Annotated in this window: 21 protein-coding genes; 19 read left to right on the top strand and 2 right to left on the bottom strand. The window is 62.6% G+C overall.

Going from position 1 to position 23,307, the window contains the following annotated elements; all coding sequences use genetic code 11:
* The first annotated feature begins 99 nt into the window (after nt 1–99).
* A complete protein-coding gene (locus ASC48_RS14300; protein WP_055456406.1) occupies nt 100–846 on the top strand; it encodes a YebC/PmpR family DNA-binding transcriptional regulator in 747 nt (248 codons plus the stop codon).
* 58 nt (nt 847–904) lie between these two features.
* On the opposite strand, the gene ASC48_RS14295 is transcribed toward ASC48_RS14300, so the two are convergent.
* Nucleotides 905–1,669 (bottom strand): sulfite exporter TauE/SafE family protein, encoded by a 765-nt coding sequence (locus ASC48_RS14295; protein WP_055456405.1) that lies wholly within the window; start codon nt 1,667–1,669, stop codon nt 905–907.
* A 100-nt stretch (nt 1,670–1,769) separates the two neighbouring features.
* Here ASC48_RS14295 and ruvC point away from each other — a divergent pair, with 100 nt between their 5' ends.
* The 18 genes from ruvC to serA all read left to right on the top strand — a co-directional run bounded on the left by ruvC (nt 1,770) and on the right by serA (nt 22,215).
* Nucleotides 1,770–2,297, top strand: coding sequence for a crossover junction endodeoxyribonuclease RuvC (gene ruvC, locus ASC48_RS14290; protein WP_055456404.1), 528 nt, complete (start codon nt 1,770–1,772; stop codon nt 2,295–2,297).
* On the top strand, nt 2,294–2,911 hold the full coding sequence (ruvA, locus tag ASC48_RS14285) for a Holliday junction branch migration protein RuvA (protein WP_055456444.1): 618 nt from the start codon (nt 2,294–2,296) through the stop codon (nt 2,909–2,911). The genes ruvC and ruvA overlap by 4 nt, the downstream gene beginning before the upstream one ends.
* A 122-nt stretch (nt 2,912–3,033) precedes the next feature.
* Complete coding sequence (ruvB, locus tag ASC48_RS14280; protein ID WP_055456403.1) at nt 3,034–4,080, top strand: Holliday junction branch migration DNA helicase RuvB; 1,047 nt, start codon at nt 3,034–3,036, stop codon at nt 4,078–4,080.
* 161 nt (nt 4,081–4,241) lie between these two features.
* Nucleotides 4,242–6,353 (top strand): methyl-accepting chemotaxis protein, encoded by a 2,112-nt coding sequence (locus ASC48_RS14275; RefSeq protein WP_055456402.1) that lies wholly within the window; start codon nt 4,242–4,244, stop codon nt 6,351–6,353.
* A 115-nt stretch (nt 6,354–6,468) separates the two neighbouring features.
* Nucleotides 6,469–6,921: a tol-pal system-associated acyl-CoA thioesterase gene (gene ybgC / locus ASC48_RS14270; RefSeq protein ID WP_055456401.1), complete on the top strand. Its 453-nt coding sequence runs from the start codon at nt 6,469–6,471 to the stop codon at nt 6,919–6,921.
* Nucleotides 6,922–7,195: 274 nt separating this feature from the next.
* A complete protein-coding gene (gene tolQ, locus ASC48_RS14265) occupies nt 7,196–7,903 on the top strand; it encodes a protein TolQ (RefSeq protein ID WP_050472476.1) in 708 nt (235 codons plus the stop codon).
* A gap of 3 nt (nt 7,904–7,906) precedes the next feature.
* Nucleotides 7,907–8,350, top strand: a complete 444-nt coding sequence (gene tolR, locus ASC48_RS14260) for a protein TolR (protein ID WP_055456400.1) — start codon at nt 7,907–7,909, stop codon at nt 8,348–8,350.
* A gap of 15 nt (nt 8,351–8,365) precedes the next feature.
* Nucleotides 8,366–9,355 (top strand): energy transducer TonB, encoded by a 990-nt coding sequence (locus ASC48_RS14255; RefSeq protein WP_055456399.1) that lies wholly within the window; start codon nt 8,366–8,368, stop codon nt 9,353–9,355.
* A 51-nt stretch (nt 9,356–9,406) separates the two neighbouring features.
* Complete coding sequence (locus tag ASC48_RS14250) at nt 9,407–9,760, top strand: energy transducer TonB (protein WP_141658968.1); 354 nt, start codon at nt 9,407–9,409, stop codon at nt 9,758–9,760.
* Between the two features lie 35 nt (nt 9,761–9,795).
* A complete protein-coding gene (gene tolB / locus ASC48_RS14245; protein ID WP_055456397.1) occupies nt 9,796–11,151 on the top strand; it encodes a Tol-Pal system beta propeller repeat protein TolB in 1,356 nt (451 codons plus the stop codon).
* A gap of 181 nt (nt 11,152–11,332) precedes the next feature.
* Entirely contained in the window at nt 11,333–11,824 is a 492-nt protein-coding gene (gene pal, locus ASC48_RS14240) for a peptidoglycan-associated lipoprotein Pal (RefSeq protein ID WP_055456396.1), read from the top strand.
* Between the two features lie 162 nt (nt 11,825–11,986).
* Complete coding sequence (ybgF, locus tag ASC48_RS14235) at nt 11,987–13,003, top strand: tol-pal system protein YbgF (RefSeq protein WP_055456395.1); 1,017 nt, start codon at nt 11,987–11,989, stop codon at nt 13,001–13,003.
* Nucleotides 12,987–14,348 (top strand): tRNA lysidine(34) synthetase TilS, encoded by a 1,362-nt coding sequence (gene tilS, locus ASC48_RS14230; RefSeq protein ID WP_167345144.1) that lies wholly within the window; start codon nt 12,987–12,989, stop codon nt 14,346–14,348. The genes ybgF and tilS overlap by 17 nt, the downstream gene beginning before the upstream one ends.
* 226 nt (nt 14,349–14,574) lie before the next feature.
* Nucleotides 14,575–16,500 carry an ATP-dependent zinc metalloprotease FtsH gene (gene ftsH / locus ASC48_RS14225; protein ID WP_055456393.1) on the top strand — a complete coding sequence of 642 codons (1,926 nt, stop codon included), beginning with the start codon at nt 14,575–14,577 and terminating at the stop codon, nt 16,498–16,500.
* Nucleotides 16,501–16,651: 151 nt separating this feature from the next.
* The gene (gene glmM / locus ASC48_RS14220; protein ID WP_055456392.1) at nt 16,652–17,995 is read left to right on the top strand and encodes a phosphoglucosamine mutase; all 1,344 of its coding nucleotides are present in this window, start codon (nt 16,652–16,654) and stop codon (nt 17,993–17,995) included.
* Nucleotides 17,996–18,322: 327 nt separating this feature from the next.
* The gene (locus ASC48_RS14215; RefSeq protein WP_055456391.1) at nt 18,323–19,150 is read left to right on the top strand and encodes an outer membrane protein; all 828 of its coding nucleotides are present in this window, start codon (nt 18,323–18,325) and stop codon (nt 19,148–19,150) included.
* A 165-nt stretch (nt 19,151–19,315) separates the two neighbouring features.
* Nucleotides 19,316–20,488 (top strand): phosphoserine transaminase, encoded by a 1,173-nt coding sequence (locus tag ASC48_RS14210; protein WP_055456390.1) that lies wholly within the window; start codon nt 19,316–19,318, stop codon nt 20,486–20,488.
* A gap of 140 nt (nt 20,489–20,628) precedes the next feature.
* Nucleotides 20,629–22,215 carry a phosphoglycerate dehydrogenase gene (gene serA / locus ASC48_RS14205; RefSeq protein ID WP_055456443.1) on the top strand — a complete coding sequence of 529 codons (1,587 nt, stop codon included), beginning with the start codon at nt 20,629–20,631 and terminating at the stop codon, nt 22,213–22,215.
* A gap of 144 nt (nt 22,216–22,359) precedes the next feature.
* On the opposite strand, the gene ASC48_RS14200 is transcribed toward serA, so the two are convergent.
* A complete protein-coding gene (locus ASC48_RS14200; protein WP_055456389.1) occupies nt 22,360–23,247 on the bottom strand; it encodes a DMT family transporter in 888 nt (295 codons plus the stop codon).
* Between the last annotated feature and the right edge of the window lie 60 nt (nt 23,248–23,307).

Genomic DNA, 23,307 nt, shown 5'->3' with positions numbered 1-23,307 from the left:
CCGCGTCATTGCCTATAAGGCTGCCCATTCTTCATGCGCCGGAGCATTGTCTGGTCCTGACGGGCCTTGGCTCTGGCCGTCTCAACTGCCGGGAAGACCATGGCCGGACATTCACAGTTCAAGAACATCATGCATCGCAAGGGCCGCCAGGACGCTGCCCGGTCGAAGCTTTTCTCCAAATTGTCGAAGGAAATCACCGTTGCGGCCAAGCACGGCGATCCGGACCCCGCCTCTAACCCGCGCTTGCGCCTTGCCATTCAGAACGCCAAGGCCCAGTCGATGCCCAAGGAAAACATTCAGCGGGCCATCAACAAGTCGCACAGCGGTGACGCTGAGTCCTACGACGAAATCCGCTATGAGGGCTACGGCCCCGGCGGCGTTGCCGTCATCGTCGAGGCGCTGACCGACAATCGTAACCGTACCGCTTCCAACGTGCGTTCCTATTTCACCAAGTGCGGCGGCGCCATGGGCGAAACCGGTTCGGTGTCCTTCATGTTCGACAAGGTCGGCGAGATCATCTACCCGGCCAAGGCCGGGGGTGCCGAGGCGGTTCTGGAGGCTGCCATCGAGGCGGGCGCCGAAGACGTTCAGTCGGATGAGGACAACCACGTCATCATCTGCGCCTTCGAGGATCTGGGCGATGTGTCCAAGGCCCTGGAAGCAACGCTGGGTGAGCCGGAATCGGTCAAGATCGTCTGGAAGCCGCAGAACCTGACACCAGTGGACGCGGACAAGGCCCAGACGCTGATGAAGCTCATCAACATGCTGGAAGATGACGATGACGTGCAGAACGTCTACGCCAACTTCGACATCGACGAGGAAACCATGGCGAGCCTCGCAGGCTGAGCCGTTTCTGTCGTGCGAATTCATGGGAACCCGGCTTCTGGCCGGGTTTTCTTTTGCCTTAACGCCCGAGCCAGCCATCCAGCGCAGGCAGGCTCGTCAGGGCGGCAAGGGCAATGAGGCTGTAGGCGATGCGGCGGTAAAGCTGCGGATTGGCCTGTCTGAAACCGCGCGCGCCGAGATAAAGCCCGAGGCCATAAACGGCGATGCCGCCGCCCGCCAGTGCCAGCACCCGGCCGTTGAAAACCCCAGCAATCAGATAGGCCAGCAGGCTTCCCGTTCCCGCCAGCGCGAAGAAGACGATGAGATTTGCCCGGATCATATGCGGGGGATGCGGGCTCGACAGCCAGAAGGCAACCACCGGCGGGCCGGAAACCTGCGACACGCCGCCCATAATGCCTGCCGCAGCGCCGACGCCGGCGGAGGTGGCGGGCGAGGGCGCGCCAGCATAGCGCCAGCCAGAGATCAGCAGCCCCAGCACCGCCAGCACCACAAGGCAGATGATCCAGCGCAGGACCAGCGGATCGGCGCTCACCAGCAGCCACGCCCCCAGATGCACCGAGACAATCGCCGCCAGAACCGCAGGCAGTACCGTGGGCCAGTCGCACAGGCGCATAGCGCGCGGCAGCAGCGGCAGGGTGACGAAGTAGTCCAGCAGCAGAAACGCCCCCGCCGCCACTGGCGGCGAGAACAGGGCGGAGGCCACGGGCATGAAGATCATGCCTGCACCGAAACCGGCAAAGCCACGCACAACACCCCCGGTGAAGAGGACCAGAAGGCCGGTGATCAGGGTGGGCCAGCCATAGGCGGTGATGAGGTCCTGCAAGGGGCTTCCTTTCCGCAGGGCGGGATAACTTCGCAGCTAGCCTGCGTTAGAAGCCCCTCGCACTAGCGTCAAGGCCAGAGTTTTGTTACCGGTTTGTTCTATGATACATCCGATTCGAATTCTCGGGATTGATCCCGGCCTGCGCCGCACCGGCTGGGGCCTCATTGAGGCGCTGGGCAACCGGCTGACCTTTGTTGCCGCCGGAACCGTCACGTCGGATGACAAGCGGGAACTGGCCGCCCGGCTGGTGCAGCTGCATGACGGGCTGCAGAAGGTCATCGACGAGAATGCGCCGCAGGAGGCCGCCGTTGAGCTGACCTTCGTCAACAAGGACGCCGGCGCGACGCTGAAGCTTGGCCAGGCGCGCGGCATTGCGCTGCTGGTTCCTTCGCTGCACGGGCTGGAAGTGGCCGAATATGCACCCAATCTCGTGAAGAAGACCGTGGTGGGCACGGGGCATGCCGAAAAGGACCAGATCCGCCACATGGTGAAGATCCTGCTGCCCAAGGCGCAGTTTGATACGGATGATGCGGCGGATGCCCTGGCAATCGCCATCTGTCACGCGCACCATCGCAAGACCTCGGCGGTGCGGGCAAAGGCTGAGGCATTGGCATGGGGTGCAGCATGATCGGCAAGCTCAAGGGTACGGTCGACAGTTACGGTGACGATCACCTCATTCTCGATGTCCACGGCGTGGGCTATCAGGTGTTCTGCCCCTCGCGGGTGCTGCAGGGATTGCCGCGTGCCGGTGAGGCGGCGGTACTTTTCATCGAAACCATCGTGCGCGAGGACATGATCCGGCTCTATGGCTTCTCCTCCGAGGCCGAGCGCGAGTGGTTCCGCCTGCTGATGACCGTGCAGGGTGTTGGTGCCAAGGTGGCGCTTGCGGTGCTCAGCGTGCTGAAGGCCAGCGAAGTGGCAACCGCTATTGCGCTGGGGGACAAGGCGGCGCTGGCACGCGCACCGGGCGTCGGCAAGCGCGTGGCCGAACGGCTGGTGATCGAGTTGAAGGACAAGGCGCCGGGCTATTCCAGCCTTGATGCGGACACACTGGCGGTGGCACAGACGGTGAGCGGGAATGCCGCCGCCCGTCCCGTTGCCGAGGCAGTTTCGGCGCTCACCAATCTGGGTTATGCCCAGGCGCAGGCCAGTGCGGCCGTGGCCCGTGCCGTGAAGTCTGCCGGCGAGGATGCGGCGACCGAAACGCTGATCCGCCTTGGCCTGAAGGAACTGGCCCAGTAAGACAGCGGCAGGAGAATGCCGGGACTTTGAGGCGCTGACGTACCGCGCCCCCGATCTGCTCAAGCGCCGCACGGGCTTGTGCCAATCACTCCGCCACGGGCGGGGTCTGGAGTTGAAAGCGTATGGAGAAGACCGAACGCCTCGTCACGCCGGAAATTCGCGGTGACGAAATCGACACCACTATGCGCCCGCAGGCGCTGGATGATTTTGTCGGCCAGGCGCAGGCGCGAGCCAATCTCAAGGTCTTCATCGGTGCGGCAAAAGCCCGCGGTGAGGCGCTGGATCACGTGCTGTTCGTTGGCCCTCCGGGTCTTGGCAAGACGACACTGGCACAGATCATGGCGCGCGAGCTCGGCGTGAATTTCCGCGCTACGTCCGGCCCGGTCATCGCCAAGGCAGGCGATCTGGCGGCGCTTCTGACCAATCTGGAAGAGCGGGACGTCCTCTTTATTGACGAAATTCACCGGCTCAGTCCTGCGGTGGAGGAAGTGCTTTATCCGGCGATGGAGGATTTCCAGCTCGATCTGATCATCGGTGAGGGCCCCGCCGCCCGCTCGGTCAAGATCGACCTGGCAAAGTTCACGCTGGTGGCAGCCACCACACGCCTCGGCCTGCTGACCACACCGCTGCGTGACCGCTTCGGGATTCCGGTCCGGCTGGAATTCTACACGGTTGAGGAACTGGAACTGATCGTCAACCGGGGCGCCCGCATTCTTGGTGTCGGAATGACGCCGGATGGCGCGCGAGAAATCGCCAAGCGTGCGCGGGGCACGCCGCGCATTGCGGGGCGGCTGCTGCGCCGGGTGCGGGATTTTGCCGTCTTTGCCGGCAATGACGCGGTGGACCGGGAGACAGCCGACCGGGCTCTTTCCCAGCTTGAAGTGGACGAAGCGGGGCTGGACAGTCTAGACCGGCGTTATCTCAACCAGATTGCCCTCAACTTCGGCGGAGGACCGGTGGGCATCGAGACGATTGCCGCAGCCCTGTCCGAACCGCGCGATGCCATTGAAGAAATTGTTGAGCCCTATCTCATCCAGAACGGTTTCCTGCAGCGCACCCCGCGCGGGCGGGTTCTGACGGCGCAGGCGTTCCGGCATCTGGGTCTTGCGGTACCGCAAAGTTCGGCTGCACCGCAACTTGGACTGTTCGCGGATGATGCTGAAGTGTGACCTAAGGAAAAACACCTGTCACGTTGTGCGTCGCCGGAAACTGCAATCAAAAGTGTTCATCACGTCAGTGTTTCAGCGCCTTGTATCTTATTTCCGGCGCTGATTAAGGTTTTTTTGGGGAAGTATGCTCACGATCCTCCCAGTTCAGGGAGGGACCCCATATGATCCGTAACCGCTTGTCCAACAAGGTTGCCGCGATGTTTTTCGCCGGTGCAGCCATCATGTGCCTTGCCATTGTCATTGTCACGGCACGGCTCGCGGGGGACGTAGCCGACAGTCAGGCGAGCAAGGCACTTTCGAGCGCAACACTCGGTAAATACCGCACGCTGGAACTTGCCCTTGAGCAGCGTGTCGATGCCGCCCGCTTCTTTGCATCGGTGTCTGATGCCAAGGATGCGGTCATGAAAATGACCGCCGGCTGGAAGGTGCTGAAGGAAAATCAGACCGAACAGCTCCGCAAGACCTTTATCGATGACAACCCGCATGGACCGGACGAGCGGCATCTGCTGGTGGAATCGAGCGCAGGCAATTTCTACGCAAACAACCACAAGCCCATCCACATGGCTATTGGCTCGTTCGTGGATCAGGGGCTGTTCAAGGACATTCAACTCATCGATCTCGATGGCAATGTCATCTACAGCTACATGAAGGGGGAGGAGTTCGCCCGCAACCTCAGTTCACCCGAACTGCAGGGTGGCCCGCTGACGGTGGCGGCGAAAGCCATTCTCGATATCCCGGACAGGACAGAGACGGCGTTGCCACGGGTCACGTCCTCGGGCTTCTTCGTAGCGCCGGACGGCAGTGTGCGCCTGACGCTGGCAACCCCCGTCTTCTCGCATGACCGGTTCTTCGGCGTCATCGGCTACACGGTCGACATGACCAAGCTGGCGGGTCTGATCTCCGCAAAGGGCGGCATTGGCGAGACGGAACTTGCCCTGCTTGTGGATGCGGCCGGAAATGTCGCGGTGTTCGATGGCGATAAGGCGCCGCAGGCTTTCCGCTTTGATGCCATCCGCTCCGGCGATGGCCTGGTGACACTGGGCGGCAATGCCTACCGCTACACCGTGACGGATGGCCAGAGCGTCGACAAGCCGTTTGGTGTCGGTGCCGCTGTCGAAAGCGCAGAACTGAACGCGGCAGCGCGTCAGATCACCTGGGGTGCGGTCACCGCGGGCATTGCCTGCCTGCTGCCGATCGTTGCCGTCATGTGGTGGCTGACCAGCCGCATGTTTGCACCGCTTCAGTCCCTGTCCGTCACGGCCCGCCAGATTGCGGATGGCGATCTTTCGGTGGCCATCAATGCCCTGGAACGGGGCGATGAAATCGGCCAGATGGCCCGTTGCATCGAGGTCTTCAAGGAGAACTCGCTCGAGCGCGAACGGCTGGCCGAGGAGCGCCGTGCCGGACATGTGGCCCGTGAGCAGCGTGAGAAGCACATTGATGGCCTGATTGCGGGCTTCCGGGAAGAGGCGCAGGCGCTGCTGGCGGAGGTGGAGAGCAATCTCGTCCGCGTGGAGGAAACATCGGTCATTCTGAGCAGCCGTTCCGACATAGCCTCCCATCGCGGGGCGCAGGCCGCCGGTGATGCGGAGAGTGCGTCCTCCAACGTGCAGGCGGTTGCCAGTGCGACGGAAGAACTGAATGCCTCCATTGCTGAAATCGCCCGGCAGGTTGCCACGACCGCGGATGTCGTCGGCCGCACCACGGCCAATGCCCAGTCGTCGAACCAGAAGATTGCAGGGCTTGCCAATGCCGCAAACAAGATCGGTGAAGTCGTGGACCTGATCCGCGCCATTGCCGAACAGACGAACCTCCTCGCCCTCAACGCCACCATCGAGGCGGCGCGTGCAGGTGAGGCCGGACGGGGCTTTGCGGTCGTGGCCGCGGAAGTGAAGGAACTGGCAACCCAGACCTCAAAGGCGACGGAAGAAATTTCCGCCCAGATCTCTGCCATCCAGAACTCCACTGCAGAAGCCGTGGACCAGATCGCCGATGTCACCAACTCGATGGAAGAGGTGAACTCCTACACCGCCTCCATTGCCGGCGCCGTGCGCGAGCAAGGTTCGGCGACGGGCGAGATTTCCCGCAATGTTTCCGAAGCGGCTCATGGCACCATGGCGGTGGCCAATGCAGTGGCTGCACTCAATGCGGATATTTCCGAGAACTCGGGATCGGCCTCGGCCATGCGGGAAGCCACGCTCACCATGAAGCTGCAGGCCGACACGCTGCGCCGGTCGGTGGAACGCTTCCTGCGCGAGGTGGCGGCCGCCTGACCTCAGAGCATCTGAAGAGGGATCCGGAACGCCCGGTGCTGGCTGGCCCATTGCGGGCTTGCAGGCACCGGGCGTTTGGCGCATATGCGGCCGGGCAGGGAGTTCGGATGGCATCATGACGCAGCAAGACAGCACCACCGATGGCCGGATCGTGGAAGGTGTGCACGTCCTTCCTGTCCGCATCTATTACGAGGACACGGATTTCAGCGGGCTCGTTTATCACGGTTCCTATGTCCGGTTCTTCGAGCGCGGCCGGACGGAACTGCTGCGGGCCTGCGGAGTGCATCATGCGGCGCTCGCCGGAGGCAGCCACGGGCAGCCGATTGTCTTCGCCGTACGCGACATGGTGATCCGCTTCGTGAAACCGGCCCGTATCGATGATCTCCTTGAGGTTCGCACCCGCCTCAGCCAAGCGCGGGGCGCCCGCCTGGTGCTGGAACAGGAAATCTGGCGCGACGGTTTGCTGCTGGTTTCGGCTCAGGTCGTCGTTGCGGTGATCCTGGCTTCCGGCCGTCCGGTGCGTCTGCCGCCGGAGCTGGCAGCCAGGCTGCCGGTGCAACCGGATTGAGAAACGCCACACGGCTTTGCACGGCTTTTCTGGAAGCTTTTTGAGGCTTTGGGATTAAATCAATTTGTGCGACGCAACGTCATTAACAGGGCAGTAACCTTAATCCTTTTGTTTAGGGGAGATTGCGCGCGTTGCGCAGTCCCAGTTTTGCCAAATTCAGCGGTCAGGAAGACCAAAGGTCCGGGAGGAAACCGAAGCCGCCGGGACACAACAGGTCTCCTGGCGTGCTTTAAACTCATGATGACAACTCCACGGGCAAAGAGGTCCCTTTTAGATGAATGAAATCGCCCAGACGACCATGGCGGCCCCGCATGGCGACATGTCGTTCATTGGCCTGTTCTGGCAGGCCCACATCGTCGTTAAGCTTGTGATGTTTGGTCTGATCATCGCATCGGTCTGGTGCTGGGCGATCATCGTTGACAAGGCGATGCTTTTTACCCGTACCAAGCGCCAGATGACACGGTTTGAAACTGTATTCTGGTCGGGCCAGTCGCTTGAGGAGCTGTACAAGACCCTGTCGAGCCGTGCCAATCACTCCATGGCTGCCCTGTTCGTGGCGGCCATGCGCGAGTGGAAACGAAGTCATGAAGGCGCAAGGCCGGCTCTTGCCAGCCTGCAGCAGCGTATCGACCGGGTGATGGACGTGACCATTGCACGCGAGACGGAGCGCCTGGAATCACGCCTGCTTGTTCTGGCGACGGTTGGTTCGGCTGCGCCCTTCATCGGCCTGTTCGGGACGGTCTGGGGCATCATGACGGCGTTCCAGTCTATCGCTCAGTCCGAAAACACCTCGCTTGCCGTCGTGGCTCCGGGTATCGCCGAAGCTCTGCTGGCAACGGCTCTCGGCCTGCTTGCCGCAATTCCGGCGGTTATTGCCTATAACAAGCTGCAGACGGATGTGGCCAAGCTCTCCGCCCGCATGGAAGGTTTTGCGGACGAGTTCTCGGCCATCCTGTCCCGCCAGATTGACGAACGGATCTGACCCATGGGTATGAGTGTTGGAGCGGGCGGCGGTGGTGGCGGACGGCGCAGACGCGGCGGCCGACGCGCAGCGCCCGTGAATGAAATCAACATCACCCCCTTCGTGGACGTGATGCTGGTGCTTCTGATCATTTTCATGGTGGCCGCGCCGCTGATGACCTCCGGTGTGCCGGTGGATCTGCCGCAGACGGCGGCCAAGCCCCTGCAGGGGGACAATGAGCCGATCACGATTTCCGTGACGGCGGATGGGAAGATCTTCATCCAGAACACCGAAATCGCGCTGGATGAGGTGGTGCCGAAACTGTCTGCCATTGCCGAAAATGGCTATGAGGAGCGGATCTTCGTGAAGGGCGATCAGACGGCGGCCTATGGCACGATGATGCAGATCATGGGCCGGATCAACGCCGCCGGCTTCAAGCGACTTGGGCTTGTGACACTTGCTGAATAGGGAACCTGACGCATCATGCGCACAGGCTTGATCGTTTCCGTCTCGGGCCATATGGCTCTTTTGCTCTGGGGGCTTGTTGCGCTTCCGGGGGCGGAACCGTTTGACACCAAGCCGATGGAGTCCCTGCCGGTTGATCTGGTGCCGATTGGTGAATTCACCCAGCTGCACAAGGGTGAAAAGACCGCGGAGCTGAAGGAACAGCCAAACGAATCCACCACCAAGGAAGCCAACAAGAAGGCGCCTGAGCCGGACAAGACGGCCGGGGAGGCGAAGACCGAACTGCAAACGCCGCCGACACCCCGGCCGACTAATCAGTCTGTTGCCGCGCGGGAGTCATCGACGCCGCCACCCACGCCAACACCAGAGCCTGCCCCGGTGAAGCCCGCACCGGTCAAACCGGTTGCGGAGCCTGCGCCGAAGGCCGAGCCGGAGCCTGTCAAGCAGGCCGTGGCAGAAGCTGCGCCTGCCGAGGAAGCGCCCAAGCCGCTGATGTCCGAGCCGGTGAAGGTGACCCCGCGTTCCAAGCCTGTGCCGCCGAAGCCGCAGCAGCAGACCGCCCAGCAGCAGCCGAAGAAGGACGAGAAGTTCAACCCGAACGAGATCAGCGCGCTGCTGAACAAGGTTGACCCCTCCGGCGGCGGCACCGCCGGTGCCAAGGAGGCCGCCTCCCTCGGCAGCCGAACGGGCAACAACAACGTCAAGATGACGGTATCGGAGCTGGATGCGCTGCGCGGCCAGATCGCAAGGTGCTGGAACCCGCCGGTCGGTGCTGCGGGAGCTTCGGATCTTGCCGTGCGCCTGCAGTTCAACCTGAGCATGGCTGGCGAAGTGGAAGGGTCTCCCCGGGTGATCAACTCGAGCGGCAACCCCTCGTTCCGGGCCGCTTCCGACAGTGCCGTGCGCGCCGTCATGCGCTGCCAGCCCTATACGCTTCCGGCCGAGAAGTATGATGCCTGGCGTGAGGTCATCATCAACTTCGATCCAAGCCAGATGCTGGGGGGCTGACACATGAGGCGGCCAGGCGGGGTGAGGCATTCCGGGCTGGGCAGGCACCTGATGCAGACTGCATTGCCGCTTTGTGCGCTTGCCGTGCCGCCGATGGCCAAGGCGTCTGACACGCAGACGCTGACCGGACAGGAAATCTCTGGCTTGCGGGAAGCGGTCCAGCGCTGCTGGATGCCGCCTCAACTGCAAGCTGGCACCAGCGCCGAGGTGAAGGTGCGGTTCAGATTAACGCCGTCCGGGGAACTGGATGGAACGCCGCAGGTTGTAGAGGCGGCAGACGGTGTGGATGGGCAGTTGCTCGCCCAGAGCACCATCCGGGCTGTGCAGCGATGCGCGCCCTATTCGTTGCCACAGGCCAAATATGAGGCCTGGCGTGAGATTGTCATCAATTTTGTCCATCAATGACGGACTGGTGGACTTTAGGAAAAACCGGAGCCTCGATGAAGATGAGAGCCTTCCAGATTAAACGGCGCCTTGCCACGGCCCTGCGTGCGGCCCTGGCGGTTTGCGCCATCTCGGTGTCCGGCGCGGCAATGATTGCACCGGCCAGCGCCCTGATCGAAATCGACATTACGCAGGGCACGATCGAACCGATGCCGATCGCCCTGCCGGATTTCTCTCCTGAAGGTGGTGACGCCCAGCTCGCACGGCAGCTGACGGAGGTGATCTCCAACAATCTGCGCCGTTCCGGCCTGTTCCGTCCGCTCGACCCGGCCAGCTTCATCGAAAAGAACGTGAGCGCCCAGACGACCCCGCGTTTTGGTGACTGGCGCACCATCGGGGCGCAGGCGCTCGTTTCCGGTTCCGTCACCCGCCAGGCGGATGGACGGCTGCGCGCCGAGTTCCGCCTGTGGGATGTGTTCGCCGGCCAGCAGATGCTGGGCCAGCAGTTCTTCACCACGCCGGAGAACTGGCGCCGCCTTGGCCATATCATTTCCGATGCCATCTATGAGCGTCTGACCGGTGAAAAGGGCTATTTTGATACCCGTATCGTTTTCGTCGATGAAAGCGGCCCGAAGCAGAAGCGCGTCAAGCGTCTGGCCATCATGGATCAGGACGGCGCCAACCTGCGGTACTTGACCCGGGGCGATGAACTGGTGCTGACGCCGCGCTTCTCGCCGACGACGCAGGAAATCACCTATATGGCCTACACCGGGGCCGATCCGAGCGTTTTCCTGCTCAATATCGAGACCGGTCAGCGCGAGATTGTCGGCAACTTCCCCGGCATGACCTTTGCGCCGCGTTTCTCGCCGGACGGACAGCGGGTGATCATGAGCCTGCAGCAGGGCGGCAATGCCAATATCTTTACCATGGACCTGCGCTCGCGCGCCACGACGCGTCTGACCAATACGCCGGCCATTGACACGAGCCCGTCCTTTTCGCCGGATGGCCGCCAGGTGGTGTTCGAATCCGACCGGGGCGGCACCCAGCAGCTTTACGTGATGGGTGCAGACGGCTCCAATCCGCAGCGCATCAGCTTTGGTCCGGGCCGCTACTCGACACCGGTCTGGTCGCCGCGCGGGGACCTGATTGCCTTCACCAAGCAGAACCAGGGACGGTTCATGATCGGCGTGATGCGTCCGGACGGCACCGGTGAGCGTATCCTGACGGAAGGCTACCATAACGAAGGTCCGTCCTGGGCGCCGAACGGCCGGGTGCTGACGTTCTTCCGCGACACGCCGGGCCCCAATGGCGGTCCGCAGTTGTGGACCGTGGATCTGACCGGTTACAACGAGCAGCGCATCAACACTCCGGCCTTCGGCTCGGATCCGGCCTGGTCGCCGCTGCTGGACTGATTGAAGCCATCTGCTGCCGCCTCTGGCGGCGGCACGCCTGTGTGGAAGAGCCGGAATCGCAGAAAAACGTGAGGTGCCCGGCTCTTTCTTATATGATAGAGCTGGCCGCCAACCGGTTGTTAACCACTGTTGTAGAGAATGCGTTCACCTTGCCGGATCCGGCGGGACGAGGAGTTATCGAATGTTGAATACGGCTATGATGGCGCGCGGTGCGCGCATGGCGGCTGTCATTGGTTTTGCGCTGACCTTGGCTGCCTGCTCCAACACCAATACCGACGGGCTTGATGGCAGCGCCAACGCCACCCCGGGCTCAAGCCAGGACTTTGTGGTCAATGTCGGCGATCGCGTGTTCTTCTCAAACGATCAGTCGACCCTGAGCGCTCAGGCGCAGGCGACCCTCGACAAGCAGGCGCAGTGGCTGAACAGCTACAGCCGCTACAGCATCACGATGGAAGGCCACGCGGATGAGCGTGGCACCCGTCAGTACAACATTGCACTGGGCGCCCGCCGTGCAAACGCTGCTCGCGACTACCTCGTCTCGCGCGGTGTTTCGGCTTCGCGTATCCGCACCATCTCCTATGGCAAGGAGCGTCCAGTGGCTGTGTGTGACGACGAGAGCTGCTGGTCCCAGAACCGCCGCGCTGTGACCGTTCTGAACAGCGCCGGCAGCTGATCTGATCTGCCCGTGAAGAAGAATTTGACAGGCGCGAAGGCTTCCTTCGCGCCTGTTTTTATATGAACTGGTGGTTGAACGGTGTTTCCGTCAAATTTTGGCCGAAGTCAGCGCGCCCTGTGCTATCCATCGGATGCCATCAAGGCAGACCGGAGGTAAAGCATGGTGAAATGGAAGACGCTTCTTGCGGCCCTGGCGGCCGTTTGCATGATGGCATCAGCGGTGCCGTCCGCAAATGCGCAGCTTTTCGGCAGCGGTGGCGGTAACGATGCGCAGGTGCGCCTCAACGACGTGGAAGACCAGATGCGCCGCCTGAACGGTCAGGTGGAGCAGCTGAGCTATCAGCTGCGCGAATTGCAGGATCAGCTGCGCCGGATGCAGGAAGACAACGAGTACCGTTTCCAGCAGCTGGAAGGCGGGCATAAGCAGCCGGGCAAGCGCTCTGACGCGGGCCCTGCCGCGCCGGCTCATCAGCCGCAGCACGCGGCCAGCAATGCAGCAACTGCGGGTGCCGGTCTGGCACCCGCAGAGGGCATTCTCGGGCAGATGGCTCCGGGCAGCAATGCGGCGGGGGGGTCGGGTGATGCCGAGTTCGCGGCCGGTGGCGGTTATCAGGACGGGGTCTATCAGGAGGGCGCGCCTTCCGGCAGCGGGCCGCTGGATCTGTCGGCGCTGGCACGTGGCCAGTTTGGCCAGCCGCAGCTGCAGCCAATCTCCCCGGGCGGCACGCCGCCGGGCGTCAACAGCGGCAATGGTGAATTCTCCGGCCAGATCGCGAGCCTCGGCATGACCGGCGATCCCAGAACCGATTACGACAACGCCTATAATTTTGCGCTTCAGGGTGACTATGTCTCCGCCGAACAGGGCTTCCGCTCCTTCCTTGAGGCCTATCCGCAGAGCGATCAGGTGCCCAATGCGCAGTACTGGCTTGGCGAAAGCCTGTATGGGCAAGGGGATTTCCGCGGTGCTGCCGACGCTTTCCTGAAGACCTATACCGATTATCCGCAGAACACGAAAGCACCCGACAGCCTGCTGAAACTGGGTCTTTCCCTCAAGGGTCTTGGCGAGACGGGCGCGGCCTGCGCGACCTATGCCGAGCTTCTGACGAAATATCCCAATGCGGCGAAGGCGGTGCGCGATCAGGCCCGCGCCGAACAGCAGCGTGCCCGCTGCTCCTGATTTTTCCAGCGCATTGCCGGTCTCAGAGGACGAGGCCGCACGTCTTCTGGCGCCGCTGGAGCGGTTTTCTTCGCTTGCGCTGGCCGTCTCGGGAGGCGGCGACTCGCTTGCTCTCCTGCATCTGACTGCCGGCTGGGCCCGCGCAAGGCACTCTGCCGGATTTCCGGCACCACGCCTTCTGGTTCTGACCGTTGATCATGGCTTGCGCCCGGAGGCGGCGGAAGAGGTCCGGTTTGTCGTGAAGCAGGCGGAAGCCCTGCAGATTCCTGCGAAAATTCTCACCTGGCAGGCGCCGGAGGGCCTCACCAATCTTCAGGCCGAAGCCCGCATGGCGCGGTACCGGCTGATGGCTGATGCCATGGATCTGTCCGGCGTGGAGGCGCTGGTGCTGGCCCATCATCTCGATGATCAGATCGAAACATTCTTCGACCGGCTGACCCGCGGCAGCGGAGTTTATGGACTGGCGGCGATGGCAGCGGATCAGTCCGGCGGCCCCTTCGGTCTGCGTCTTCTGCGGCCTTTTCTGACGGTTCCCGGTTCCCGCCTCAAGGCCTCCCTTGTTGCCCGTGGCCTCTCCTGGATGGATGATCCTTCCAACAGCAATCCCGTCTACAAGCGGGTGCGCCTGCGCCAGCTTCAGGCCGGGCTTTTGCTTGAGGGGTTTGATCCGTCCCGTATCAGTTCCACCATCCGCCGGATGGCGCGGGCTGCGCAGGCCATTGATGCGGCTGTGGATGTTCTTCTGAAGGATGCCAGTGCCGGTGATGTGCCCGACTTTGCCCGTCTCGACCTTGCGCGCCTGACGCCGCTGCCTGAAGAGGTGCGCCTGCGGCTGCTGGCCCGGCTGGCGCAGCATGTGGGCGGCAGTCTCCAGCCGCCCCGGCTGGACCGCCTGGAGGCGCTGGATGGCCGCCTTCTAGCCGGTGGCCCCTTGCGGGTGACGCTGGCGGGGGCGGTTTTTGATGTTTCGGCGGGCGGGTGCATGCGGCTCTGGCCGGAACCGGGCCGCTCCTTGCCGGCCGCGGTGGAACTCCTGCCGGGTCAATGCGTCCACTGGGACGGGCGTTACCGTGTCTGCCTCAAACCGGATGTTAAGGGGAGCCTCAGGATCATGCCCGTGGCGCAGTTGCGGCAAGATGAAGGGCTGCGGGAGGAAGTCCGCACCCTTGCAAGGGCCAGTGGTTTCCCCACTGCAGCTTTTGCCCGTCTTCCGGCCGTCATGCGTCTTGAGGGGGGCGGCAAAAACGGCGCAGCCTGTCTTGCATGGGCCTTGCCGCGGGCGCCGGGACTGGTCCTGCGCCGCACTGGAGATCAGGTCCTGTCCGCAATGATGCCGGATAATTGACGCTCTGTGCAAAGAGTGCGGGGCGGTGCGTCATTGCACCTGCAGGCAACATGCCCTAAGGGAGGCTGATGTTGCTGAAACCGGCGCGGGCTTAACAAAAAAGTGAGCTGATCCGCGCAACACTGCGGCTACTCCTTGGCAGGGGCACTATGCCGACCTATCTTGTGGGACAGTAGCCGGCAACCCTCGACGTTGATGGACGCCTGATGGCGGACAAGGGATCGAAATGAACGCAAATTTCCGTAATCTTGCCCTCTGGGTGATCATCGCGCTCCTGCTGATCGCGTTGTTCCAGCTGTTTCAGGGCTCTTCCCAGAGAACGGCGTCCAATGACATTCCGTTCTCGCAGTTCCTGAACCAGGCGGATCAGGGCGAGATTCGTGATGTAACGATCCAGGATCAGCTGATCACCGGCAACTTCACCAATGGCGGCCAGTTCCAGACCTATGCGCCCAGCGGCACCCAATATGTGGACGAGCTGCGCAACAAGGGCGTGCTGATCAAGGCCCGTCCGCCTTCAGAGAATTTCTCGCTTGCAGGCGCGCTGATTTCCTGGCTGCCGATGATCATCATCCTTGGCGTCTGGATCTTCCTCATGCGCCAGATGCAGGGCGGTGCCGGCGGCAAGGCGATGGGCTTTGGCAAGTCCAAGGCCAAACTGCTGACCGAAGCCCATGGCCGCGTCACCTTTGATGACGTGGCCGGCATTGACGAGGCCAAGGAAGACCTTCAGGAAATCGTGGAATTCCTGCGTGATCCGCAGAAGTTCCAGCGTCTCGGTGGCCGCATTCCGCGGGGTGTGCTGCTCGTCGGCCCTCCGGGCACCGGCAAGACCCTGACCGCCCGAGCGGTGGCGGGTGAGGCCAATGTGCCGTTCTTCACCATCTCCGGCTCGGACTTCGTTGAAATGTTCGTCGGTGTCGGTGCGTCCCGCGTGCGCGACATGTTCGAACAGGCGAAGAAGAACGCGCCTTGCATCATCTTCATCGATGAAATCGACGCGGTCGGCCGTCATCGCGGTGCGGGGCTCGGCGGCGGCAATGACGAGCGCGAGCAGACGCTGAACCAGCTCCTCGTTGAGATGGATGGTTTCGAGCCGAACGAAGGCATCATCATCATCGCTGCGACCAACCGTCCGGACGTTCTCGACCCGGCGCTGCTGCGCCCGGGCCGCTTCGACCGCCAGATCGTTGTGCCGAACCCGGATGTGACCGGCCGCGAGAAGATCCTAAAGGTGCACATGCGCAAGGTGCCGCTGGCGCCGGATGTGGACGTGAAGGTTCTTGCCCGTGGCACCCCCGGCTTCTCCGGTGCGGATCTGATGAACCTCGTCAACGAGGCAGCCCTTCTGGCGGCCCGCCGGTCCAAGCGCCTCGTGACCATGGCAGAGTTCGAAGACGCCAAGGACAAGGTGATGATGGGCGCCGAGCGCCGCACGCTGGTGATGACCGAAGAGGAAAAGCGCTGCACCGCCTATCATGAGGCTGGCCACGCCCTTGTCGCGCTCAGCGTGCCGAAGGCCCATCCGGTCCACAAGGCAACCATCATCCCGCGCGGCCGTGCGCTTGGCATGGTGATGCAGCTGCCCGAGCGTGACGAAATCTCCATGAGCTACACCCAGATGACCTCGCGCCTTGCGATCATCATGGGCGGGCGCGTGGCGGAAGAGCTGATCTTCGGCCTTGAGAATGTCACTTCGGGCGCTTCCTCGGACATTCAGCAGGCGACCCGTCTGGCGCGCGCCATGGTCACCCAGTGGGGCTATTCCGACAAGCTCGGCAAGGTGGCCTATGGCGAGAACCAGGAAGAAGTGTTCCTCGGCCATTCCGTTGCCCGCCAGCAGAACGTGTCAGAAGAGACCGCGCGTATCATTGACGCCGAAGTGCGACGGTTCGTGGAGGAGGGCTTCAACGAAGCCCGCCGTATCCTGACCGAACGTGCGGATGATCTTGAAACGCTCGCCAAGGGCCTGATCGAGTACGAAACCCTGTCGGGCGAAGAGATCAAGAACCTGCTCGCAGGCAAGCCGCCGGTTCGTGACGAGGATGACGACCAGCCCGTGGGCCGCAGCTCCGCAGTTCCCTCCGCCGGTGCCAAGCGCGGCGGGGAGGGGGGGGCGCCCTCAGGCCTGGAGCCGCAGCCGCTCGCCTGAGCTGTCATTCCTTCTTGATAACCTGACGCCCGGTCTTTACAGGCCGGGCGTTTTTCATCGTAACAGTCGATCACAAATTTTGACCGGCCTTCTGCGGCGGAACGCTGTATGAGGGACGTACAAGACCAATCGCAAAGGCAGTGATTCACCCATGCGCAAGTATTTCGGAACCGACGGCATTCGCGGCAAGGCGAACACCCATCCGATGACGGCGGAAGTGGCACTCAAGGTCGCCATGGCGGCTGGCCTCATGTTCCGCAATGGCCATCACCGCAGCCGCGTCGTGATCGGCAAGGATACGCGCCTGTCCGGCTACATGCTGGAGAATGCCATGGTGGCGGGCTTTACGTCCGTTGGCCTCGAAGTGTTCCTGCTCGGGCCGATGCCCACGCCGGCCGTCGCCATGCTGACACGCTCGCTGCGCGCAGATCTCGGCGTCATGATCTCAGCGTCGCACAATCCCTTTGCCGACAATGGCATCAAGTTTTTCGGGCCGGACGGCTTCAAGCTGAGCGACGAGATCGAGCTCGAAATCGAGCGTCTCATGGACAGCGATCTGACGCCGCGCCTTGCCAGCGTTGATCAGCTGGGCCGGGCCAAGCGCATTGACGGCGTGCACGACCGTTACATCGAATTCGCCAAGCGCACCCTGCCGCGCGACATGAGCCTGGAAGGCCTGCGCATCGTGGCCGATTGCGCCAATGGCGCGGCCTACAAGGTGGCACCGGCAGTGCTGTGGGAACTGGGCGCGGAAGTCATCTCCATCGGCGTCAATCCGGACGGCTACAACATCAACAAGGACTGCGGCTCCACCTCCACCGACGCGCTGGCGCGCAAGGTGCATGAGGTGCGGGCCGATATCGGCATTGCGCTGGATGGTGACGCGGACCGGGTGATCATTGTCGACGAACGCGGTCAGGTGGTGGATGGCGACCAGCTGATGGCAACCGTTGCCGAGAGCTGGCATGCGGCAGGCAAGCTCACGGGACCGGGCATCGTGGCAACGGTCATGTCCAATCTCGGGCTTGAGCGCTTCCTTGGCTCGCGCGGGCTGGAACTGGCCCGCACCAAGGTGGGGGACCGCTACGTGGTGGAGCATATGCGTGCCCATGGCTTCAACGTTGGCGGAGAGCAGTCCGGCCATCTCGTACTGTCGGACTTCGCCACCACTGGCGACGGCCTCATTGCGGCCCTGCAGATTCTCGCCTGCGTGCGCGAGCAGGACCGCCCGGTGTCCGAGGTCTGTGCCAAGTTCGTGCCGGTTCCGCAGGTGCTGAAGAACGTGCGCTACAAGAGCGGTAAACCGCTGGAGAGTGACATGGTCAAGTCGGCTATAGATGCCGGGCGTGAGCGCCTTGGCAGCAGCGGCCGGCTGGTCATCCGTCCGTCCGGGACAGAGCCGCTGATCCGTGTCATGGCGGAAGGGGATGACGCCTCGCTGGTCAATGACGTGGTGGACGAAATCGCCGGAGTTGTCGCGCGTTCGGCTGCCTGACGTCGAGGGACCAGCTCATTCCAAGGCGTCTAATGCTGTTCATCACATCTTGAAACGCTCAAACGCTGCACGGGCCTGGCCATCCTGAGATGAGGCAAGCTTTTTCCGGAATGGTAAAAGCACAGGGCATCCGCTGGAGAGGCGGGTGCCTTTTTATTAATGAAGTCCTAACGTGATCTCTCTTGTTTACCTTGGGTTAAGGTAAAAAATCCTGGTAAAGAAATACGGTTAAGCACCCTTTAAACCTTTTGCCCTAGATTTAAGACATGTTCCAAAGCGCGCCCCGCAGCCTGGCTGGTGCGGACGCTTGTTTCAAAGGACGAGGACATGGGCAGCGTTTTCAAGCAGTTGTCTTTGGCGAGCTGTGCGATCTTCATCTCGCAGGCAGCACTGGCCGCGGATCTGGCGATGGATCTGCCGGCTCCTGTGATTGAGCATATCCCCGAAGTCCCGGCCACCGGCGGCTGGTATCTGCGCGGCGATATCGGCTACAAGATTTATCAGGCGCCGAAAGGCAGCTTCAGTGATCCCGTGATCGGTGATCTGCGTTTTAACCGTAACAAGATGAACGATACGGTCGTCATCGGTGCAGGTATTGGTTACAAGTTCAACGACTATCTGCGTTCCGACCTGACGTTCGACTACGAGCCGTCAGCCAAGTACCGTGGTTATGCGCCTTGCAACCTCTGCACCGGCACGGATTATTCCCGCGAAACGGCCAATATCGACGTCTGGACGCTGATGCTGAACGGCTATCTGGATGTGGGCACCTGGAACGGCTTTACCCCCTATGTGGGGGCTGGTGTGGGTGCGGCCTATGTGAATGTCCACGACACCAAGTCCTTCAACCCGAATGGCGTGAACACGTCCTACGACGGGTCGAGCGGCAAGTGGAACTTTGCCTGGGCGCTGATGGCTGGTACTTCTTATGCGGTGACGCCGAACTGGGACATCGATCTTGGCTACCGCTACAAGAACCTGGGCGAGGCCCGTTCTGTCCAGCTGAACAATGTCGGCACCGGTCAGAGCCGGATCAAGTACAAGGATCTGGCCGCCCACGAGATCAGGCTTGGCGTGCGATACAACTTCGATACGGCTGGCCCGGTCAACCGTCCGATGCTCTATTCGGGCAATGCTGTCTCTGCCCGTTACTGATCCTCTTCCCCGCGGATCACTTCAGGGGCCGGTGCCACAAGCACCGGCCTTTCGCTTTGCAGCGCTGCAAGGCTCCATCCGGCTTGACCGGCCTGCCGGAAGGGCATATCCAAGTCAGTGGGACACTCCTCCCCAACGAGGAGCGCCTATCTGAGAGGATAGCATATGACAGCGACTGCGAAGCCGGCAAAGCGCCCGGCCAATCCCCGTTTTTCGTCTGGTCCTTGCGCCAAGCGCCCCGGCTGGTCTGCCGCCGCGCTGGACGTGAAGTCCCTTGGCCGCTCCCACCGCGCCAAGATCGGCAAGACCCGTCTTGAACTCGCCATCGACAAGACCCGTGAGATCCTTGAGGTGCCTGCGGACTACCGCATCGGTATCGTTCCGGCCTCGGACACGGGCGCGGTCGAGATGGCCCTGTGGTCCCTGCTCGGTGCGCGCGGTGTTGATATGCTCGCCTGGGAAAGCTTCGGCTCCACTTGGGTGACCGATGTGGTCAAGCAGCTGAAGCTGGATGCCCGCACCATCGAAGCGCCCTATGGCGAGCTGCCGGACCTTGGCAGCGTCGATTTCAGCCGCGACGTTGTCTTCACCTGGAACGGCACGACTTCTGGCGTGCGCGTGCCGGATGCAAACTGGATCCCGGCAGACCGGGAAGGCCTCGTCATCTGCGATGCCACCTCCGCCGCTTTCGCGCAGGAGCTGGACTTCGCCAAGCTCGATGTGGTCACCTTCTCCTGGCAGAAGGCGCTCGGCGGTGAAGGCGCGCATGGCATGCTGATCCTCAGCCCGCGCGCCGTTGCCCGGCTGGAGAGCTACACCCCCGCCTGGCCGCTGCCGAAGATTTTCCGCCTGACCTCCAAGGGCAAGCTGATCGAAGGCATCTTCAAGGGCGAGACCATCAACACCCCGTCCATGCTCTGCGTCGAGGACTATATCGATGCGCTGGAATGGGCATCCTCCATCGGCGGCCTGAAGGCCCTGATCGGCCGCGCCGACACCAGCGCCGGGCATATCGCCCGCTGGGTGGAAGAGACGCCGTGGGTGGACTTCCTCGCCGTTGATCCGGCCACGCGCTCCAACACCTCCGTCTGCCTGAAGATCGTTGATCCGGCGGTGACGGCGCTGGACGATGCGGGGCAGGCGGCGTTCGCCAAGGCCATGGCCTCTGCGCTGGAAGCTGAAGGTGTCGCCTATGACATCGGCTCCTACCGCGATGCCCCGACGGGCTTCCGCATCTGGTGCGGTGCGACGGTGGATCCGGACAGCGTTGCGGCGCTTCTGCCCTGGCTCGACTGGGCCTTTGCGGCCCAGAAGGCCCGCTTGCAGGCAGCCGCCTGATGCGAGGGCCCGGTGAGCTTTTCTCCGGGCCTTGCACTTCACCAAAATCCTGCGCCCGTGTGAGGCGCCTGCTGCGGTTCTCCCGTTGAACCGCAGACGGTGCTGCCTTGCCTGAAGCGCCCTGAATGAAGGAGAGTTTCATGGCTCCCAGAGTGCTCATTTCGGATCAGCTGTCGGAAGCAGCGATCCAGATCTTCAAGAACCGTGGCATCGACGTGGATTTCCGCCCGGAGCTGGGCAAGGACAAGGACGCCCTGCTCGCCGTGATCGGCGATTATGACGGCCTTGCCATCCGCTCGGCCACCAAGGTCACCGAAAAGGTGGTTGCCGCCGCCACGCGGCTGAAGGTGATCGGCCGTGCGGGCATCGGCGTCGACAATGTCGATATCCCGGCCGCCACCGCCAAGGGCATCATCGTGATGAACACGCCCTTTGGCAACGCCATTACCACGGCGGAACATGCCATTGCGATGATGTTCTCGCTCGCCCGGCAGATCCCGGCCGCCGATGCCTCGACGCAGGCCGGCAAGTGGGAGAAGTCCCGCTTCATGGGTGTGGAAATCACCGGCAAGACACTGGGCCTCATCGGCTGCGGCAACATCGGCTCGATCGTCGCCGACCGGGCCATCGGCCTGAAGATGAAGGTTCTCGCCTTTGACCCGTTCCTGTCGGTTGAGCGGGCAAGGGATCTCGGCGTTGAGAAGGTTGAGCTGGACACGCTGCTGGCGCGGGCCGATTTCATCACCCTGCACACGCCGCTGACGGACAAGACCCGCAACATCATCTCCGCCGATGCGCTGATGAAGACCAAGCGCGGCGTCTATATCATCAACTGTGCCCGTGGCGGGCTGGTTGATGAGGTGGCCCTGCGGGCGGCACTTGATACGGGCCATGTGGCAGGGGCCGGGTTCGATGTGTTTGTCGAGGAGCCAGCGAAGGAAAACGTGCTCTTCGGCGCGCCGAACATGGTCTGCACCCCGCATCTGGGCGCATCGACCGAAGAGGCGCAGGAGAATGTTGCCTTGCAGGTGGCCGAGCAGATCTCGGACTATCTGATGAGCGGTGCCGTCATCAACGCGCTCAACATGCCTTCGATCTCGGCGGAAGAGGCGCCGCGCCTGACGCCCTTCGTGCGGCTGGCCGAGCAGCTGGGCTCCTTCGCGGGCCAGCTGACGGAAACCGGCATTCGCAAGATCCGCATCGAATATGAAGGCACGATTGCCGACATGAACACCCGCGCCCTGACGGCGGCGGCGCTGACCGGCGTGCTGACGCCGGTGCTGCAGACCGTCAACATGGTGTCGGCCCCGGCCATCGCCCGCGAGCGGGACATTCAGGTGGAAGAGGTGCGGCGCGGCCAGATGGGCGCCTACGAGACTTACATGCGCCTGACCATTGTCACCGACCGGCAGGAGCGTTCCGTCGCAGGCACGGTGTTTGCCGACGGCAAGCCGCGCATCATTCAGGTGAAGGGCATCAACATGGAAGCCGGTTTCGGCCCCTACATGCTTTACATCACCAACGAGGACAAGCCGGGTTTCATCGGCAAGTTCGGCAGCCTTCTCGGCGAGGCAGGCATCAACATCGCCACGTTCAATCTTGGCCGCACGGAGCCGGGTGGAGATGCCATCGCGCTGCTGGAGGTGGATGGCGAAGTGCCCGCCGCTACGCTGCGTGCCATCGAATCACTGCCGCTGGTGAAACAGGCCAAAGTGCTGAAGTTCTGATGAGGAAGCGGGTCTTGGCTTTGTGGCTTGCACTGCCTCTCTATTGTCATCCCGGATCTCCGCTGCGCTGCGTCCGGGAAGACCATGGTTGATCTGAGTTTTTGGAGATTTGAGCGGCATCCGGAAGGATGCCGCTCATTGAGTTTACGGGCGCAACAGCTTCAGGATGCGCCCGTCAAGCAGCACGAGGCCGCTAAGCAGAATGCCGAGCCCGGCGAATTGCACCGGATAGAGCCTCTCGCCCAGCAGCAGATATCCGAAACCGAGGGCGCAGACGGGGACCAGCAGGGTGACTGTCGAGGTGTTGGTTGCCCCTGCCTCGCCCAGAAGCCGGAAGAAGATCATGTAGCCGAGCGCCGTGGCGAGTACGGCGAGCGCCAGCACATTGCTCCAGACCAGCAGACTGACATCTGCCGGTGACCAGCTTCCGGCCGAGAAAAGCGCAACCGGCAGCATCAGCACGGTGGAGCCGGTGATCTGGCCGGTTGCCGTGACCAGCGGTGGCATGCCCTTGAAGCGGCGGCCGAAGGCTCCGGCGAGGCCGTAGGAGAGGGCGGCGCCCAGGCAGGCGGCTTGCGCCCAAAGCGGATCGGAGCTGAGCCCGGCAAGGCTGGAGGACAGCATCAGCGCCACGCCCGACAAGCCCAGCAATACGCCAGCGATGCGGTTGGCCGTCACCGGTTCCTGATGCAGCACCACGGCGGCGATCAGGAAGGTGAAGATCGGCGTCGTGGCATTGAGGATCGAGGCAAGGCCTGCCGCGATGCCCGTCTGGCCCCAGAAGATCAGCGAGAAGGGAACCGCATTGTTGAGCAGGCCCATGACAAGGAAGCTTGCCAGCATCTTCGGATCACGGGGAAACCGGTGCGGGGTAAAGCGCAGCACCATATGCAGCACGGCGGCGGCAATCAGCACCCTGAGGAACACCAGCATCAGCGGCGGAATCTCGGCCACCGCCACCTTGGCAAAGAGAAACGAGCCGCCCCACAGGGCACTGAGGAAAAACAGCAGCAGCCAGGCGGCGAATGACATGATTGTGTCCGGATGTTTGAGGCGGGGTCTGCACCTGCGGGAGAATGAAAGCAGTATCAT

The sequence above is a fragment of the Pannonibacter indicus genome, assembly GCF_001418225.1.
Classification (GTDB): domain Bacteria; phylum Pseudomonadota; class Alphaproteobacteria; order Rhizobiales; family Stappiaceae; genus Pannonibacter; species Pannonibacter indicus.
The sequence above is the reverse complement of the archived record's forward strand: the minus strand, read 5'-3'. Positions and strand labels throughout refer to the sequence as shown.